General features: G+C 63.5%; 16 protein-coding genes. 5 read left to right on the top strand and 11 right to left on the bottom strand.

Translation table 11 applies throughout. From position 1 onward, the window contains the following. Nucleotides 1–119: 119 nt before the first annotated feature. The 9 genes from FJ423_RS14965 to FJ423_RS33535 form a co-directional block, all read right to left on the bottom strand. Nucleotides 120–770, bottom strand: coding sequence for an OmpA family protein (locus FJ423_RS14965; RefSeq protein ID WP_027170410.1), 651 nt, complete (start codon nt 768–770; stop codon nt 120–122). Between the two features lie 137 nt (nt 771–907). Continuing rightward, on the bottom strand, nt 908–1276 hold the full coding sequence (locus FJ423_RS14960; protein ID WP_140842828.1) for a GFA family protein: 369 nt from the start codon (nt 1274–1276) through the stop codon (nt 908–910). A gap of 320 nt (nt 1277–1596) precedes the next feature. Beyond that, the gene (locus FJ423_RS14955; RefSeq protein WP_095767886.1) at nt 1597–1974 is read right to left on the bottom strand and encodes a hypothetical protein; all 378 of its coding nucleotides are present in this window, start codon (nt 1972–1974) and stop codon (nt 1597–1599) included. A gap of 293 nt (nt 1975–2267) precedes the next feature. Next, nucleotides 2268–2672: a GFA family protein gene (locus FJ423_RS14950; RefSeq protein ID WP_140842827.1), complete on the bottom strand. Its 405-nt coding sequence runs from the start codon at nt 2670–2672 to the stop codon at nt 2268–2270. Between the two features lie 25 nt (nt 2673–2697). Beyond that, nucleotides 2698–3829 (bottom strand): peptide chain release factor 2 gene (gene prfB, locus FJ423_RS14945; RefSeq protein WP_140842915.1). Its coding sequence is split into 2 segments (ribosomal slippage): nt 2698–3762 and nt 3764–3829, totalling 1131 coding nucleotides; the frame shifts between segments, so codons are not numbered across the junction. Next, nucleotides 3758–3949 carry a hypothetical protein gene (locus tag FJ423_RS33540; RefSeq protein WP_181174803.1) on the bottom strand — a complete coding sequence of 64 codons (192 nt, stop codon included), beginning with the start codon at nt 3947–3949 and terminating at the stop codon, nt 3758–3760. Before FJ423_RS33540 ends, prfB begins: the two co-directional genes overlap by 72 nt. Before the next feature lie 17 nt (nt 3950–3966). Next, nucleotides 3967–6423, bottom strand: coding sequence for a penicillin-binding protein 1A (locus tag FJ423_RS14940; RefSeq protein ID WP_140842825.1), 2457 nt, complete (start codon nt 6421–6423; stop codon nt 3967–3969). Nucleotides 6424–6654: 231 nt separating this feature from the next. Next, a complete protein-coding gene (locus tag FJ423_RS14935; protein ID WP_224712837.1) occupies nt 6655–7854 on the bottom strand; it encodes an N-acetylmuramoyl-L-alanine amidase in 1200 nt (399 codons plus the stop codon). Nucleotides 7855–8327: 473 nt separating this feature from the next. Beyond that, nucleotides 8328–8465 carry a hypothetical protein gene (locus tag FJ423_RS33535; protein ID WP_176477023.1) on the bottom strand — a complete coding sequence of 46 codons (138 nt, stop codon included), beginning with the start codon at nt 8463–8465 and terminating at the stop codon, nt 8328–8330. A 92-nt stretch (nt 8466–8557) separates the two neighbouring features. On the opposite strand from FJ423_RS33535, the gene FJ423_RS14930 reads away from it, so the two are divergent. Next, nucleotides 8558–11506: a ribonuclease E/G gene (locus FJ423_RS14930; RefSeq protein ID WP_140842824.1), complete on the top strand. Its 2949-nt coding sequence runs from the start codon at nt 8558–8560 to the stop codon at nt 11504–11506. A gap of 125 nt (nt 11507–11631) precedes the next feature. Here FJ423_RS14930 and FJ423_RS14925 read toward each other — a convergent pair whose 3' ends face one another. Both FJ423_RS14925 and FJ423_RS14920 read right to left on the bottom strand, forming a co-directional pair. Next, complete coding sequence (locus FJ423_RS14925) at nt 11632–12561, bottom strand: glutaminase (RefSeq protein ID WP_140842822.1); 930 nt, start codon at nt 12559–12561, stop codon at nt 11632–11634. Between the two features lie 5 nt (nt 12562–12566). Beyond that, a complete protein-coding gene (locus FJ423_RS14920; protein WP_140842821.1) occupies nt 12567–13715 on the bottom strand; it encodes an aminotransferase class I/II-fold pyridoxal phosphate-dependent enzyme in 1149 nt (382 codons plus the stop codon). A gap of 183 nt (nt 13716–13898) precedes the next feature. Between FJ423_RS14920 and FJ423_RS14915 the strand changes: the two genes are divergently transcribed. The 4 genes from FJ423_RS14915 to accB all read left to right on the top strand — a co-directional run bounded on the left by FJ423_RS14915 (nt 13899) and on the right by accB (nt 17256). Beyond that, nucleotides 13899–15311, top strand: a complete 1413-nt coding sequence (locus FJ423_RS14915; RefSeq protein WP_140842819.1) for a M48 family metalloprotease — start codon at nt 13899–13901, stop codon at nt 15309–15311. A gap of 58 nt (nt 15312–15369) precedes the next feature. Further along, nucleotides 15370–16197: a DsbA family protein gene (locus FJ423_RS14910; RefSeq protein ID WP_140842817.1), complete on the top strand. Its 828-nt coding sequence runs from the start codon at nt 15370–15372 to the stop codon at nt 16195–16197. Between the two features lie 133 nt (nt 16198–16330). Beyond that, entirely contained in the window at nt 16331–16765 is a 435-nt protein-coding gene (gene aroQ, locus FJ423_RS14905) for a type II 3-dehydroquinate dehydratase (RefSeq protein ID WP_095767887.1), read from the top strand. A 26-nt stretch (nt 16766–16791) separates the two neighbouring features. Beyond that, a complete protein-coding gene (accB, locus tag FJ423_RS14900) occupies nt 16792–17256 on the top strand; it encodes an acetyl-CoA carboxylase biotin carboxyl carrier protein (protein WP_140842815.1) in 465 nt (154 codons plus the stop codon). The last annotated feature ends 8 nt before the right edge of the window (nt 17257–17264 follow it).

Genomic DNA, 17264 nt, shown 5'->3' with positions numbered 1-17264 from the left:
TTAATTAGAACAAACTAATGTCCTAAGGCCTTCGACCCATCTTTGGACCATTTCAAACAAAAACGGCCCCCTTCGGAGCCGTTTGTCTTGATGGAATTTCGCCTCTGCGCGCCGTTTTCTCAGGTGAGCGGCGACAGCTGGATTTCGACGCGGCGGTTCTGCTCGCGGCCGGCGGCGGTCGCATTGGATGCGATCGGGCGGGTCTTGCCGAAGCCGGTGACGGCGAAGCGGCGCTGATCGACGCCCTGACCGGACAGGTAGTTGGCGACGGCAAGCGCGCGACGCTGCGACAGGTCGAAATTGTGCTCGTCGCCGCCTGTCGAATCGGTGTGGCCGAACACGTCCACAGTGGTCTGGCGGAATTTCTTCAGCACCAGCGCGACCGAGTTCAGCACCGGATAGAAGCCCGGCTTCACCGCGTCCTGGTCGACATTGAAGGTGATGTCGGACGGCATGTTGAGGATGATCTGGTCGCCGCTGCGGGTGACGCTGACGCCGGTGCCCTGCAATTGGCGGCGAAGCTCGGCCTCGTTTTGGTCCATCGTCGCGCCGATCGCGCCGCCGGCGAGCGCGCCGATGCCGGCGCCGATCAACGCGTTGCGGCGGTCGTTGCCACCGGCCAGCAGGCCAAGGCTGGCGCCTGCCAGCGCGCCGAGGCCGGCACCGGCCGCCGTGTTGGAGATCTTCTGGTCGCCGGTATACGGATCGGTGGTGGTGCAGGCGCTCACCAATAGAGCCGTCGCCACGGCGACGAGCACAGTCTTCTTCATGAGATTGGTCCCTCTCCAATTCGCGGCCTTTGCGACCGCGCCAAATCAGCCCTTCCGCAGCCTTGTAGCATGAAATGCGGCGAAAAACGGAACGGGAATGCCGCCGGTAAAGTCCGGCGGTGGCTCCCGTGTCGGCTCTACCACAAATTCTTGCCGTCGATGACCACCACCTCGACCTTGTCCAGATCGAAATCATCGAACAGGCGCGAATTGACGCTGATCTTCGGGTTGTCGAAATCCGGCTCTCCGGTCGCCCAATCAGGCGTCTCGGTGAAGGTGCCGCAGCCGCAAATGGCGCAGAAACCATGCTTCACCGTCTTTGAGCCCCAGCGATAGAAGGAGACATTCTCCGGCGGGCTCGTCAGCTTGAATTGCGACGGCACATAATAGGCCCATAACGAGCCCCGCTTCGAGCAGAACGAGCATGTGCATTGCGTCACCGTCCGCGGCGCCTCGGCAACCTCGAAGGTTGTCGCCTTGCAGTGACAGCTTCCCCTGATGGTCATGGACTCAACCTCTCCGTTGTCCGCCGCGTCCTTAGTTTCACACAATTCCGGACCGAAAACCGCTACGCACTTTTCCTGGAATTGCGCACTCTGGATTCACGCAATTCCGGACGGAAAACCGCTACGCACTTTTCCTGGAATTGCGCACTTTGGATTCACGCAATTCCGGACGGAAAACCGCTGCGCACTTTTCCTGGAATTGCTCGGTGCAAGGCAACATAAAGAAACCGTCCTGACAACCGTCTGTCAGCAAGGTCGGCAGCCTTCTCCTGCCGTGGATCGAGCCCCAGCGCCTCGCCTTCCGCGGCAGGTTCGGAGCCCTAGTAAGAGGGAGGCGGCACGAACAGGCAGATGGTCTTGCCGGCGTCGAGCCCGGCCTGGTGCGCGCACCAATGGTACTCGCCGTCGGGCGAATTCTTGACCCGCTTGTCGGCATAAGCCACCACCTCGCCCGTACCTTTTATGACGTAGCCCTCGGGCCGCTCGCTAATCGATGACTGCGGCACCTCCTTGCAATCGTAGTTGGCACAACAGGCAAAGGGATATTTCCAGCCTTGCGGCATGGCCGCCGTGGGCTGGGCATCGTGCGCAGCAGCCGGCGGCGCCAGCGCCGCGATCGCTCCAACGGCGAACAGGGAGAACAAAAGTCGGCCAGCCGGTCGAACGGCTTGGGCCGATCTTGATATGGCAGCAGACATCGAAGCGTTCCTTTCGAGCATCAAGCGTTTTCGCTTGCCCGTTCCCGGAACGTATCTTCCCAGTGGCCGGATCGTCGGTCGCAGATATGCCGCATCCGGCCATAAATGCTTTTTACCCAGCCCGAAGGCTGGTCTGATTCCCTGGCTGGCGCAAGCATCCGCTTGCAACGGCAATGCCGCGCTTCACGCCAACCTCTGCCATCCAGAATCGTGCGTCGGCTTGGTTAATGAGCGGTTAGCCGCGCGGATCTGGTGCCCGACAACGAGATTCGGCTCAAGCTGGTTCCAGACGTTCAGTCGGGAACGTGCTCATCATACTGCGGCAGGTCGTCGGCGATTGTGAACCACTTCGCCTTGGACCCGACAAAAATGTGCGCGCTCGGCCGTATCGTCGGATCGTCGACCAGCGTGCCCATGGCGACATGCACGTAGGCGCCGTCGCGGACCAACGAATAGATGAGCGAGCCGCATCGCCCGCAATGCGCGTCGTGGCCGCTCTCGTCGCCGAAGATCAGCAGCCCGCCCTCGCCCGCGATGAGCCGGAACTTGTCGCGCTCGATACCGGCGAACGGCTTGAACGCGGAGCCCGTCGTGCGCCGGCAGTTCGAGCAATGGCAGTTCGCCGCGTAAACGAATTCGTCCGCAACCTCATAGTGGACGGTGCCGCAGAAGCATTTTCCCGCAAGTACCGTAGACACCGGCTTCCTCCGCTCCTGCAGCGTACTAGTCGAGGTCCGCCACCGCTTCGCCTGCGCCGCCGTCGATGCGATGCGAGAGCGAGGCTTCCATGAATTCGTCGAGGTCGCCGTCGAGCACGCTCGAAGGCGAGGTGCTTTCGACGCCGGTGCGCAGATCCTTCACAAGCTGATAGGGCTGCAGCACGTAGGAGCGGATCTGGTGGCCCCAGCCGATATCGCTCTTCGACGCCTCGGTGGCATTGGCGACCGCCTCGCGCTTCTTCAGCTCTTCCTCGTAAAGCCGCGAGCGCAGCATTTCCCAAGCCTTGGCGCGGTTCTTGTGCTGGGAGCGCTCGGCCTGGCAGGCGACCGCTATGCCGGTCGCCAGATGGGTGATGCGCACCGCCGAGTCGGTAGTGTTGACGTGCTGGCCGCCCGAACCCGAGGAACGATAGGTGTCGATGCGCACGTCGGATTCGGAAACATTGATCTCGATCGAGTCGTCGATAACCGGATAGACCCAGACGCTGGCGAAGGAGGTGTGGCGCCGCGCGTTGCTGTCGTAGGGCGAAATGCGCACCAGGCGATGGACGCCGGACTCCGTCTTAAGCCAGCCATAGGCGTTGTGGCCCTTGATCATCACAGTGGCGGATTTGATGCCCGCTTCTTCGCCGTCATGGACTTCCAGCACCTCGACCTTAAAGCGGCGGCGCTCGGCCCAGCGCGTGTACATGCGCAGGAGCATCGAGGCCCAGTCCTGGCTCTCGGTGCCGCCGGCGCCGGCATGGATTTCGAGATAGGTGTCGTTGGCGTCGGCCTCGCCCGACAGCAGCGTTTCGACCTGGCGCGCCTTCGCCTCGCCCTGCATCGAACGCAGCGCCGCCTCCGCTTCCGCGATGATGCCGTCGTCGCCCTCTTCCTCGCCGAGCTCAATCAGCCCGATATTGTCTTCCAGCGCCTGGGTCATCCCCTTGACGGCAGCGATGCCGTCCTCGAGCTCCTGGCGCTCCCGCATCAGCTTCTGCGCTTCGATGGGGTCATTCCAGAGGCTGGAATCCTCGGCGCGCGAATTCAGGTATTCAAGCCGCTTTACAGCCTGATCCCAGTCAAAGATGCCTCCTCAGCAGGGTTATCGCCTGCCTGATCTCGTCGACGATGTTGAGCGTTTCCGCGCGCATGGCTCTTGGTTCGGTCCTGTTCTTTTCGGTCTTTTCGGTCTTTTCGGAATAGGCGCGATACATAGGCACGGCATCGCTGCCTGTAAAGCGAAATGGGCCGGCACCACCCTGCCGGCCCATTGCCAAATCCGGCAACGTCAGTAGAGGCCGCCGCCGCCGTCCTGGATGGCCTGGTTGGCCTGCGGCGACAGCGCTCCGCCCGAACCGTTCGAGCCATCCGCGCCCATGCCAATCACCCAGTAGCTGTCAGCCGGACCGGTGCCAGGCTTGAAAGCCTCGATGATGGTGTTCGGATCGCCTTCGGCGGCGCGCATGCCGGTCTTGCGGTTGATTGCGATCAGCTTCATGCCGTCGGGAACCTGGAAGTCGGTGTTCGGCTTGCCGTCGAGCGCAACGCGCATGAAATCCTTGAAGATCGGGGCCGCCAAGCCGCCGCCGGTGGCGCCGTGGCCAAGGCCGCGCGGCGTGTCATAGCCCATATAGAGGCCGACAACGAGGTTCGGGGTGAAGCCGATGAACCAGGCGTCCTTCTCGTCATTGGTCGTGCCGGTCTTGCCGGCGATGTGGCGGCCGAGCTCGCCGATGGTGGCGCCGGTGCCGCGCTGCACGACGCCCTCCATCATCGAGGTGATCTGATATGCCGTCATCGGGTCGAGCACCTGCTCGGAATTGTCGACCAGCTCCGGCTCGGTCTGGTTCTTCCACTCAGTGGCGTTGCAGCCTTCGCAGCCGCGCTCGTCCTGCTTGAACACCGTCTTGCCGTAACGGTCCTGAATGCGGTCGATCAGCGAGGGTTTGATCGATTTGCCGCCATTGGCCATGATCGAATAGGCCGACACCATGCGCATGACGGTCGTCTCGCCGGAGCCCAGCGCCATCGGCAGATAGGGCGCCAGATGATCGTAGACGCCGAAGCGTTCGGCATATTCCACGACCAGCTTCATGCCCATGTCGTTGGCCAGCCGCACGGTCATCAGATTGCGCGACTTTTCGATGCCCGAGCGCAAGGTGGCCGGGCCCGCGACCGTGCCGTCATAGTTCTTCGGCGTCCAGGTGGTGTTGCCGCTCTGGATGGTGATCGGGCCGTCCATGATCACCGAAGCCGGCGTGTAGCCGTTGTCGAGCGCCGCCGAATAAACGATCGGCTTGAACGAGGAACCGGGCTGGCGCATCGCCTGGGTGGCGCGGTTGAATTCCGACTGCGCGTAGGAGAAGCCGCCGACCATGGCCAGCACGCGGCCGGTATGCGGATCCATGGCGACGAGGCCACCTTCGACCTCCGGCACCTGGCGCAGCATGTAGGTGTTGTCGGAGCCGTCGTTCTTCTGCACGAAGATCACGTCGCCGGGCTCCAGCACTTCCGCCGGAGACTTCGCCCTAACGGACTTGCCGTTGACGAAGTGGCGCATGGCGAAGCCCATGTCCTCCTTGCTGACGGTGCCCTGGACGCGCTCCTTGACCAGATCGCCGGAAATCTGCCGCGTCGGCTGGATGCCGATGGTCAGCCCGGTTGCCGAACTGTCGAGGACGACGGCCAGCGTCCATTCCGGAACATCCTCGAGACCCTTCACGTTGCCGAGCGGCACGCCCCAGTCGCCGGTGACGTCGATATGCGTCACCGGACCGCGATAGCCGCGCAGCATGTCGTATTTGAGCAGGCCGTTCTGCATCGCTTTGCGGGCGATAAGCTGGACATTCGGATCGAGCGTGGTGCGCACCGACAGGCCGCCCTCGTAAAGCGCATTCTCACCGTAGCGCGCGATGATCTGGCGGCGGACTTCCTCGGTGAAGTACTCGCCGGCAAAGAGGTAGGAACCGTTGCGGCGCGGCGTCACGCCGAGCGGTTCGGCCTTGGCCTTGTCGCCCTCCTCGCGGGTGACGTAGCCATTCTCGACCATCTGGTCGATGACCCAGTTGCGGCGCTCCAGGGCACGGTCGGCGTGCTTGAAGGGGTGATAGTTGTTCGGGCCCTTCGGCAACGAGGCGAGATAAGCGGCTTCCGCGACTGTCAGCTCGTTGACGGACTTGTCGAAATAGGTGAGCGCGGCGCCCGCGACGCCATAGGCGCCAAAGCCGAAGAAGATTTCGTTGAGATAGAGCTCGAGGATGCGGTCCTTCGAATAGGCCTGCTCGATGCGGAAGGCCAGGATCATCTCCTTGATCTTGCGCTCATAGGTCTGATCAGAAGAGAGCAGGAAGTTCTTCGCCACCTGCTGGGTGATCGTCGAGGCGCCGACCTGGCGCCGGCCGGAACCTAAATTCTGCAGGTTGACGACGATGGCGCGGCCAAGGCCGGTGATGTCGATGCCGGGATGGTTGTAGAAGTTCTTGTCCTCGGCCGACATGAAGGCGGCCTTGACGCGGTCCGGGATGGCCTGGATCGGCAGATAGAGACGCCGCTCGCGCGCATATTCAGCCATCAGCGCGCCGTCGGAGGCATGGATGCGCGTCGTCACCGGCGGTTCGTATTTGGCCAGAACCTCGTAGTCGGGCAGGTCCTTGGTCAGATGGCTGATATAGATGGCAAGACCGGCCGCCACCAGCAGCGCCAGCGTCGTGCCGATGCCAAAGAAATAGCCGATGAGACGAATCATGCCCGCTCCAGTCCGAGGTTCGGGAATTTCCTAAACGAAGCCGACAGTCGCGCAAGCTTCCCGGGGCGGTCCCAATCCGCAATCGAAAAACCCATGTAGCGGCCATGTGGACAAAATACGGCAGCGCGAAATTTGAGGACTCGGTTGCCGAATAATAACGCCGGGTGTTGTCGTCATGCAACGCTGCTTGCGGTTGCAGGCGCCCGGCGGCTGCGGGCAGGTTCCGGCGGGTCAGCCGCCCGTCGCGGTTCCGGCCTTGGCGGCGGCAAACAGGGCGACCGCGTTGGTTATGCTTTGCGCCGCCTTGCCGCGCCAGTCGGCGTTCAGCAGTTGCGCCTCGTCCTTGTTATTGGAGAGGTAGCCGAGCTCGACCAGGACGGACGGCACGTCCGGGGCCTTGAGCACCCTGAAGCCGGCCGAGCGCTGCGGATTGTTGATCATGCCGACGCTGGTCGACAGCTGACCGACCAGTGTGTGGGCGAAGCTCATCGAGAAACCATGGGTCTCACGGCGGATCAGGTCGATCAGAATGTCAGTAACTTCCTTGTTGTCGTCCTCGATCTTCATTCCGGCGAACTGGTCGGACAGGTTCTCGCGATCGGCGAGCGCCTGGGCTTCCGGGTCGGAAGCCTTGTCGGAAAGCGTGTAGACCGTGGCGCCGCGAAGACCTTTGACGGCGATGGTATCAGCATGGACGGAGATCAAAAGATCGGCCTCGTGCTGGCGCGCGATGCGCACGCGTTCGTCGAGCGCCAGGTACACGTCGTTGTCCCGTGTCATGTAGACATCGTATTTGCCGACCGCGGCCAGCTTGTCGCGCAGTTCCTTGGCAAAAGCGAGCGTGACGTCCTTCTCGACCGTGCCGGCGGAGCTTTCGGCGCCGCCATCGACGCCGCCATGACCGGGATCGATAACCACCGTGAAGCGATGGCCGGGCGCCGAGACCGGTCCGGTGCCGACCCGTTCGCCTTTTTCGGTCGAAACCGTCGAACCAGTGGTCAGCGACTGGTTGGCGAGAGCTTCGTCGAACTCCCGCTCGGAGGCAGCCGACATATCGATGGCGATGCGGTAGCCGCTGCCGTCGTCATTCTTGAGCACGTCGAGCTTGTCGATGACGAAAGGGCCCTTGCCGGTGAGGATCAGGCGCGAGCCATGTCCCTGATCGCCGTAGCGAACTGCCCGTACAAGACCCCGCGGCTTCACATCCTTGGCGTCGAGCGCGAATCGCGTGCGCGGCAGATCGACGACCAGGCGATTGGGACCGCGCAGCAGGAACCATTTGACGTCCGGCTCGTGGTCGAAATTCACGACAATGCGCATCTTGGCGGCGTCGCCGGCCATCTTGTAGCCGGTCGCGCCAAGCAAGGTTTCGGCGTGCACGGCGGCGGCGAAACAGGACAGGACCGCCAGCAGCAAGCCAGTCCAGGTCACGCGCAGGAGATGCCCGGCGGCCCCACCTCTCTTGTTTGCGGCGCCCGCCGATCCCATCTCTTATCCGTCGCTCCCGGTTTGACGCATTGCGCCCGGTCTTCTCGCAGAATGCCTGTCAGGCCGCCAACTCGATTAACGATTGGTATTCAGAGAAGGTTAACCAAGCCTTTCATAGGGCGGGACGAAGGCGCCTTCCCCAAGGGAAGCGCTTTTTGCCGGCATCCGAAATCGGGGTTGCCTTCCATCCCGCCAAATCATAAAAGCGACATTGGATCACTGCAATCCTGGAACCGCTCGCCTCAGCAGTTTCCTGCCAAAGGCTGGATGCAAAGGCGGCTCCTTTACCCTTCCAGGCTCAGGTGGTCGCGACGATTTTCGCAGGCGTGCCCTCGTGGCGGGGGAATCGCTTGCGTGAGGAAAACGGCCGGGATTGTCCCGCGCCGGCTCTTTATGAGCAAACAAGCTGGTCCGGCTTAGCCCGGGCTTTGGTTCAAAAGGTTCTGCCGGGTGCCGATGGCTTCAAGCGCAATCATGGAAAGGTCCGCATCAAACCGCGCCGTAATGGCTGCGGGCGGCACCGCCATTGCGCTCAAGCGGCGGCCGGCGGACATTCAATTATCCGGCATGCACACAGATACAGGCGCACAGCGGCGGGCATTGCCACGCCAGCTGCGGCCGTCGGCTGCCGGCAGGAAACAAAATAATGCCCAACAAGATGCTGATAGACGCCTCCCACCCGGAGGAAACACGCGTTGTTGTCGTTCGCGGTAACCGCATCGAAGAATTCGACTTTGAATCCCAGGACAAAAAGCAGCTTAAAGGAAACATCTATCTCGCCCGCGTAACCCGCGTCGAACCGTCCCTCCAGGCAGCCTTTGTCGAATATGGCGGCAACCGTCACGGTTTTCTCGCCTTTAGCGAAATTCATCCCGATTATTACCAGATCCCGGTCGCCGACCGTCAGGCTCTGCTGCGCGCCGAGGCGCAGGAGGCCGAGGACGAAGACGACGAGGAGACCGAGAACGGCGAAGAGCAGCATGCCCGCGACCGCGGCGGGCGGCGCAACCGCCGGCGCGGCGGCAAGAACCGCGACCGCGGCGAGCACAAGCACGCTTCATCGGAGAACGAGGAAAGCCCGGCCGAAGCAATAGCCGTTGACGAAACCGCCGCTGCGGTAGCCGAGGGCGAGGAAGCCGCCAGCGAGACCGCCGCTACCCCGGCAGAAAATGCCGGAACCGCCTCCGAGGCCGTCGAGGCCGTATCGGAAGCGGCTGAAGGACCCGCCGCCGAGACTGGCGGAGATGACGCCGCGGACGACGACAATGGCAAGCCTTCCGAAGGCGGTCCTACTTCGATTGCCGCGAGCATCGATGCCGACGTGATTTCCGAGGCGATGCCGCAGGCGGATCAGCAGAGCGGCGAAGCAGCCGTTAGCGACGATGATCGCGGCATGCTGGAGGACGTCTCGGCCTCGCATTCGGACGAGCACGAGGTCGAATCGGTCGGCGCCGAGGACGCGCTCGAGGAAATCCGCAACCGCCGCAAGCCGGTGCGTCGCCAGTACAAGATCCAGGAAGTCATCAAGCGCCGGCAGATCCTTTTGGTGCAGGTGGTCAAGGAAGAGCGCGGCAACAAGGGCGCGGCGCTCACCACCTATCTGTCGCTTGCCGGCCGCTATTCGGTGCTGATGCCGAACACGGCGCGCGGCGGCGGCATCTCGCGCAAGATCACCAACGCCCAGGACCGCAAGCGGCTGAAGGAGGTCGTGGCCGATCTCGACGTGCCGCAGGGCATGGGCGTCATCCTGCGCACCGCCGGCGAGAGCCGCACCAAGGCCGAGATCAAGCGCGACTACGAATATTTGATGCGGCTTTGGGAAAACGTCCGCAACCTGACGCTGCAGTCCTCGGCCCCAGCCCTGGTCTATGAGGAAGGCAGCCTGATCAAGCGCTCGGTGCGCGACCTCTACAACAAGGACATCGACGAGATCCTTGTCTCCGGCGAAGACGGCTACCGCGAGGCCAAGGATTTCATGCGCATGCTGATGCCGAGCCACGCCAAGGTGGTTCAGCCATTCCGCGACACCACGCCGATCTTCGTGCGCAACGGCATCGAAGCGCAGCTCGACCGCATGCTGCAGCCGCAGGTGACGCTGAAGAGCGGCGGCTACATCATCATCAACCAGACCGAGGCGCTGGTTGCGATCGACGTCAACTCCGGCCGCTCCACCAAGGAGCATTCGATCGAGGAGACGGCGCTCCACACCAATCTGGAAGCGGCAGAGGAAGTCGCGCGGCAGTTGCGATTGCGCGACCTTGCCGGCCTGATCGTCATCGACTTCATCGACATGGAGGAGAACCGCAACAACCGCTCCGTCGAGAAGCGGCTGAAGGATCACCTCAAGAACGACCGCGCCCGTATCCAGGTAGGCCGCATCTCACACTTCGGCCTGATGGAAATGTCGCGCCAGCGCATCCGCGCCAGCGTGCTGGAATCGACCATGAAGCCTTGCCCGCATTGCGGCGGCACGGGCCATGTGCGCTCCGATTCCTCCGTGGCGCTGATGGTCGTGCGGGCGATCGAAGAATTCCTGCTCAAGGATTCGCGCAGCCACATCATCGTGCGCACACCGTCGGCGACCGCGCTCTATGTGCTCAACCACAAGCGCGCCAACCTGGTGGAACTCGAAGCCCGCTTCGGCCTGACCATCACGATCGAGGCTGACGAGACGCTCGGCACCCAGCACTACGCGATCTTCCGCGGCGCCATTGCCGAGAAGCCGGAAGGCTTCGTTGAGGTGCGCAGCCTGCCGGCCTATGTCGAGCCGGAAGAGCCCGAGGACGAGATCGTCGTCGAGGAAGCGGAGGAGGAAGTCTCGGTCCAGCCCGAACAGCCGCGCCACGCGCAGCAGGGCCAGCACCAGCAGCGGTCCGAGGATGGCGAAGGCCGTGACCGCAAACGGCGCAAGCGCCGGCGGCGGCGCGGCGGCAGGGATCGCGACCGCGACCACAATGGTGACGTCGCGGCGGCGCCGATGGAAGCCGGCGAAACCGATGACGACGATATGACGCAAGAGGCCGCCGACGAGGCAACCGCCGGCGGCGAGGTTGTGGCGGCCACTGCCGACGACGGTTCCGGAAAGAAGCGCCGGCGCGGGAAGCGCGGCGGCAAGCGCAACCGCCGCGAGGACGAAGCTTCGGAGGGCGTTGCCGGCGAAACTGTCGGCGACATCGAGGGTGAGCCGGTTGAAGGCCAGGATGCCGTAAGCGAGCCGGCAATGGCTGCTCCTGCCGAGGAACCTGCTGCTCCCGCCGCGGCTAATGACGATGCCGAGGCGGTCGAAAAGCCGAAGAAGCCCCGCCGTTCGAGGGCTAAGAAGGTGGCTGAGGAAGCCGCGGCCGAGACGGTATCGGAGCCTGTGGCCGAGGCTCAGGTCGCGCCCCCGGCTGTCCAGCCCGAGCCGGAGCCGGCCGCTGCCGCTTCCGCGGCCACCGAGGCGGAGCCTGCCACCAACGCCCATCCGACGCGGCGCAAGCCACAGTCAGTCGACGCGCCGGTTGTTCCCGTCGTGTCTTCGAACGTCTCCGACGAGGCGAAGGCCGAAGACAAGCCGAAGCGCGCCGGCTGGTGGCAGCGCAAGGGTTTTTTCTAGATCTTTCAGATCGTTAAGCTGATCTTTTGAAACAATCCCGCGCCCCATCAGGCGCGGGATTTTTCATTTTCGCCGACTGCCTTTCAGCGCAGCTCCGGGTGGCAAACCGCCAGCGCTTTGCTGTTTTACGGCGCGAAGATCGACCAGTTCATCATCCGGGCGAGCTTCTCCATGGCGATGGAGCCGAGCTTGGAGTTGCCGTTCTCGTTGAGGCCGGGCGACCACACCGCCAGCGAAGCAACCCCTGGCACGATGCCGAGAATGCCGCCGCCGACACCGCTTTTGCCGGGGATGCCGACGCGGAAAGCGAAATCGCCGGAACCGTCATAGTGGCCGCAGGTCAGCATCAGCGCGCCGATGCGGCGTGCCCGTTCGGCCGAGACGACCGAATGCCCGGTCGCCGGATTCCTGCCGCCATTGGCTAGAAACCGGCCGGCCATGGCGAGCTGACGGCAGCTCATGGCAACCGCGCAATGGTGGAAATAGACACCCAGCGCGAGCTCGGGAGCATGATGGAGATTGCCGAAGGATTTCATGTAGTTGGCCAAGGCAAAGTTGCGGTGGCCGGTGGCCCGCTCGGACGCCGCCACCTCGCGATCGATGATGATCGTCTCGTCATCGGCGAGGAACTGGATGAAACGCAGGATTTCGCCGATCGCCTCGCGCGGCTGATGGCCGGCGAGCAGGACGTCGGAGACGACGATGGCGCCGGCATTGATGAAGGGATTGCGCGGGATGCCGTTCTCATGCTCGAGCTGGACGATCGAGTTGAACGGGTTGCCAGATGGCTCGCGGCCGACGCGAAGCCATAACGCATCGCCGACCTTGCCCAGCGCCAGCGTGAGCGTGAAAACTTTCGAGACGCTCTGGATCGAAAAGGGCTGCTCGGCATCGCCGGCCAGTATGACGCGGCCGTCATTGGTCACGGCGGCAATGCCGAATTTCTTCGGATCGACCTTGCCCAACTGCGGGATATAGCTCGCCACCTCGCCGCGATCGGTGCGCTCCGCCATTTCGGCGGCCACTTCCGCCAGTGCTTGCTCGAGTTCCGGCATGGCAGTTATTTCAGCCAGCGTTCGATGCGCGCCAACGCCTCGACCATGTCCTCATGGCTGCCGGCATAGGAAAAGCGCATGGTGCGATGGCCCTGCAGCGGGTCGAAATCGCGGCCGGGCGTTGCTGCGACATGCGCCTCGGCCAGCATCTTGCTCGCAAAGGCCATGCTGTCGTTGGTGTGGCGAGTGACATCGCAGAACGCATAGAAGGCGCCGTCCATCGGCGCGGCGAGCGCAAAGCCGAGTTCCGGCAGACGCTTCATCAGAAGGTCGCGGTTCCAGGCGTAGCGCGCCTTCACCTTTTCCAGTTCCTGCGTTGCCTTGAATGCCTCGATCGCCGCGACCTGCGACAGTTCAGGCGGCGAGATATAGAGGCTCTGGGCAACACGCTCGATCGGCCGCACAAGCTCTTCCGGCAGCACCATCCAGCCGATCCGCCAGCCGGTCATGCAATAGTATTTCGAGAAGGAATTGATCGCGGTCACGCCGGGGCCGTGCGCCAGAGCGGTGACATCCGGCGCCGCGTAGGCCAGCCTGTGATAGATCTCGTCGGAGATCACGGCGATGCCGAGCTCCTCGGCGGTTTTCACCAGCGCGGCAAGCTCATCGGCCGGAATCACCGCGCCGGTCGGATTGGCGGGACTGGCGAACAGCACGCCCTTCAGCGGCTTCCCGCGATGCGCGGCCTTGAGGTGCTCGGCATGCAGGTAGGCATCCGAGCCGAGCTCTATCTCGACGATCTCGATACCGAGCGCGGCCATGATGTTGCGGTAGGCGGGATAGCCGGGCGCGGCGATGGCGACACGGTCGCCCGGATCGAACATGGCCAGGAAAGCCAGGTTGAAGGCGGCCGACGAGCCGGTCGTGACGGCAATGCGCGATGGCGCGACGTCGATACCGTAGTGCTCGCCGTAATGCCCCGCGATCGCCTTGCGCAGATCGGCCAGACCCAAGGCGTCGGTGTAGCCGATGCGGCCATGCCGCAGAGCCGCGGCCGCCGCCTCGCGGACGCCGACCGGCGCGGGATCCGACGGCTGGCCGACCGCCATTGACACCACGGGCACGCCGGTAGCCTTCAGCCGGTTGGCTTCGGCCAGGATGTCCATGGCGTGGAACGGCTCGACTTCCCCGCGGCGCGAAAGCGAAACGACCATCTGACCTCTTCCAACTGCTCTATTTCGGCGAATTCTGGACGCAAGCCAGAGCAGACTTGCCCTAACTGCCCTAGTTACGGGACAGCGCCGCACAAATGCCCGATTGATGTGGGGATCACAAGCGCGCAGGAAGTTGCCGGCGCCGACTTTTCATCTTTCGCCCGCTCGTCTACCAGTGGACCTATGTTGAGCCGACCCCGACCGTTAATTGGCAAAGCGACCTCACTCAGCCGAACCGCGCGCGGCTTCGCGACGATTCTGCTGGCCGCCACCGTTGCTTTATCGAGCTCGGTCAGCGCCTTCGCGCAAGGCGTGCCGGTGGTGCGCGACGCCGAGATCGAGGCGCTGGTGCGCGATTATGCCCGGCCGATCTTCAAGGCGGCCGGGCTTGCCAACGACGGCATCGACATCGTTCTGGTCAACGACCAGAGTTTCAACGCCTTCGTCACCGGGCGGCGGCTGTTCATCAACACCGGCGCGCTGGTGACCGCCGAAACGCCGAACGAGATCATCGGCGTCATCGCGCACGAGGCCGGCCATATCGCCGGCGGCCACCAGGAGAAATTGCGCGACCAGCTCGACCGCGCCAAGACCATGGCCATCATCGCCACGCTGCTCGGCGCCGGCGCCATGGTGGCCGGCGCCACCACCAACAGCCGCGGTCTTGCCGGCGCCGGCATGGGGATGGCCGCCGGCGGCGGCGAGATGGCGCAGCGCTCGATCCTTGCCTATCAGCGCACCGAAGAGATCACCGCCGACCGTTCGGCGATCACCTATCTGAACGCCACCGGCCAGTCCGGCATGGGCATGCTGAAGACCTTCGCCCGCTTCCAGAGCGCGCTTTCGCTCGCCGGCACTCAGGTCGATCCCTACCGGATCAGCCATCCGATGCCGCAGGAGCGCATCGCCAACCTCGAAGTCCTCGTCAAACAAAGCCCCTTCGTCAACGCTGTCGACCCGCCGGCACTGCAGCAGCGGCACGACATGATGCGCATCAAGATCGCCGCTTATATGCAGGGTCAGGCAGCCGTCGCGCGGCTGATGCGCAAGAACCCGACCAGCCTCGCCTCGCGCTATGGCGACGCGCAGCAGACCTATCTTTACGGCAATCCGGGCGCGGCGCTCGCCAAGACGGCGGCGCTGATCAAGGAACAACCGAAGAACCCCTATTTCCACGAATTGCGCGGCGACATCCTGATGAAGGTCAACAAGCCGAAGGACGCGGCGGACGCCTATGCCAAGGCGGCCAGCCTCGATCCCGCGCGCTCCGGCCTGCTGCTGGTTTCGGTCGGCCAGTCGCTAATGGCGGTCGGCACGCCCGATTCGCTGAAAAAGGCTGTCACGCAGCTCAACAACGGCGTCGCGCGGGACAGGGAGAATTCCGAAGCCTATCGTTTTCTGGCGCAGGCATATGGCGAGCTCGGCGACATACCGGCTGCCGATCTTGCCACCGCCGAGGGTCACTATTATGCGGGCGACTACAAAAACGCTAAGATCTTCGCCATGCGCGCTCAACAGAAATTGAAGCGCGGCGAACCCCGCTGGGTTCGCGCCCAGGATATTATAAACTACACGCCATCGAACAAACTCAAATAAACCTCCCGGGCCCTGGCGGCGACCAAGGCGGACCGGAACGGGCAAAAGGAACGACGATATGAACAAGGCAATCCTGCTTGGCAGCGCCGGCGGTCTGGCGGTGGCGCTCGGCATGCTGGCTTTCGGTTTCATGGCGGGAAACCCGCAGCCCGCGAGGGCCGACACCGTGCAAGTCGCCCAGGTCACGTCTTCCACCGATACCAAGGCCTCCGCCGATACCAAGATCGATCGCAAGGAGGTCGAAGGCATCATCCGCGATTATCTCTTGAAGAATCCGGAAGTTCTGCTCGAGGTGCAGGACGCGCTCGAGGCCAAGCAGAAGGAAGAGCAGCGGCTCGCGGCGCTCGGCGTCATCAAGAACTCCAAGGACGAGATCTTCAACTCGACCTTCGACGGCGTCGTCGGCAACCCGAAAGGCAAGGTCACGATCGTCGAGTTCTACGATTACAATTGCGGCTTCTGCAAACGCGCCATCGAGGACATGCAGGCGCTGACCAAGTCCGATCCGGACCTGCGCTTCGTGCTCAAGGAGTTCCCGATCCTCAGCCCGGATTCGCAGAAGGCCAGCGTCGTCTCCATGGCGTTCCACCTGATGCATCCGGAGAAGTATCGTGAATTCCACACCGCGCTGCTCGGCGGCCAGGGTCGCGCCACCGAGGCGACCGCGATCAAGGTGGCGCTTTCGCTCGGCGCCGACGAGGCAGCGCTGCGCGAGAAGATGAAGGACCCGCGCATCGCCGAAACGCTCTCGCGCACCTATGATCTTGCGACGAAACTGTCGATCACCGGCACGCCGTCCTATGTCGTCGGCAACGAGGTGATCTTCGGAGCGCTCGGCCAGCAGGTTCTGGCGGAAAAGATCGAAGAGGCAAAAAGCGCGCTCTAGGCGCGCCCGCGGCGTAAAAGCCGGCCGCTGTGGACAGCGAAAGAACGCACTTGCGCTCTTTTCGCGGGCGGCTATGCCCATTATAGAGGCCCAGTGCGCCGGCTTGGGGCCGGCGCAGAACAAGGTCGGCATATTGAAAACGATTTTCGTCCTCAACGGTCCCAATCTCAATGCGCTCGGCAAGCGCGAGCCGGGGATTTATGGCGGCAAGACGCTTGCGGCCATCGCCGAGGACTGCAAGGCGGCCGGCGCCGCGCTCGGGCTCGAGATCGATTTTCGCCAATCCAACCATGAGGGCGATCTGGTCGACTGGATCCAGGAAGCCAGCGAGAAGGCGGCAGGCATCGTCATCAACCCCGGCGCCTACAGTCACACATCGATCGCCATCCATGACGCCATCCGCGCCGCAGCACCGCTGCCCGTCGCGGAAGTCCATCTTTCCAATATCCACGCGCGGGAGCCCTTCCGCCACGTCTCCATGGTCGCGCCGGTCGCTGTCGGCATGATCTGCGGGTTCGGGCCGCTCGGCTACACGCTCGCGCTGCAGGCACTGGCGGCACGCCTGTGACCGACCCCCAAACAGAAGGCTCGAAAATGTCGATAAAAAAGAACGGTGTTGACCAGCAGCTGATCCGCGATCTGGCGGGCATTCTGAACGACACCAATCTGACCGAGATCGAGGTCGAGCTCGGCGACCTCAAGGTGCGCGTCTCGCGCCAGGCGCAGGCCGTCCATGCGGTTGCAGCGGCGCTGCCGGCGCCCGCCGCGGCTCCTGCGACCGCCGCGGCTCAGCCAGCAACGGCAGCCGCGGCCCCCGATATGTCCAAGAACGCAGTGCCCTCGCCGATGGTCGGCACCGCCTATCTGGCACCCTCACCCGACGCCAAGGCGTTCATCGAGGTCGGCCAGAAGGTCAAGGAAGGCCAGACGCTGCTCATCATCGAAGCGATGAAGACGATGAACCAGATCCCCTCGCCGCGTGCCGGCACGGTGACGGCGATCCTCATCGAGGATGCCCAGCCGGTCGAATACGGAATGCCGCTGGTGGTTCTTGAGTAGAGCCGGGA

Source organism: Mesorhizobium sp. B2-8-9 (genome assembly GCF_006439475.1).
Taxonomy (GTDB): domain Bacteria; phylum Pseudomonadota; class Alphaproteobacteria; order Rhizobiales; family Rhizobiaceae; genus Mesorhizobium.
The sequence above is the reverse complement of the archived record's forward strand: the minus strand, read 5'-3'. Positions and strand labels throughout refer to the sequence as shown.